The sequence below is a fragment of the Oceanospirillum sediminis genome (assembly GCF_014164585.1).
Lineage (GTDB): Bacteria > Pseudomonadota > Gammaproteobacteria > Pseudomonadales > Halomonadaceae > Oceanospirillum > Oceanospirillum sediminis.
This window is the reverse complement of the sequence record NZ_JACJFM010000262.1, coordinates 1-341: the sequence shown is the minus strand read 5'-3', so window position 1 is coordinate 341 and position 341 is coordinate 1. Positions and strand designations below refer to the sequence as shown.

The window sequence follows — 341 nt, the reverse complement described above, 5'->3', positions numbered from 1 at the left end:
TATACGTATTTGTAAACAAAATATACAGAAAGTATAGCGCCTAAAGTATATAAACTATAAGCAAATGCTAGACCCATTGAGCCAAGTAACATAGGGAAAGTTAAAGTAACAGCAAAATTGGCGACCCATTGTGATAATCCTGCAACAGCTAAACCTAAACCTCTTATCTGATTTGGAAACATTTCCCCAAGCATCACCCACATTACTGGTCCCCATGAAAAGTTGAATAGCATAACATAAGCGTTAGCAGCAATTAATGCTAACATTCCCATGCTGTCACTTAAATCTAAAGTTTCTTGTCCTGTAGCCGCATTAAGTTCCATAGTTCCTGTTGAAAACGC

Annotated in this window: 1 protein-coding gene; it reads right to left on the bottom strand. The window is 37.2% G+C overall.

The genetic code is table 11. From position 1 onward, the window contains the following. The coding region (locus H4O21_RS28625) for an MFS transporter (protein ID WP_255487459.1) at positions 1–323 on the bottom strand (323 nt) is incomplete at its 3' end. Positions 324–341: the final 18 nt, after the last annotated feature.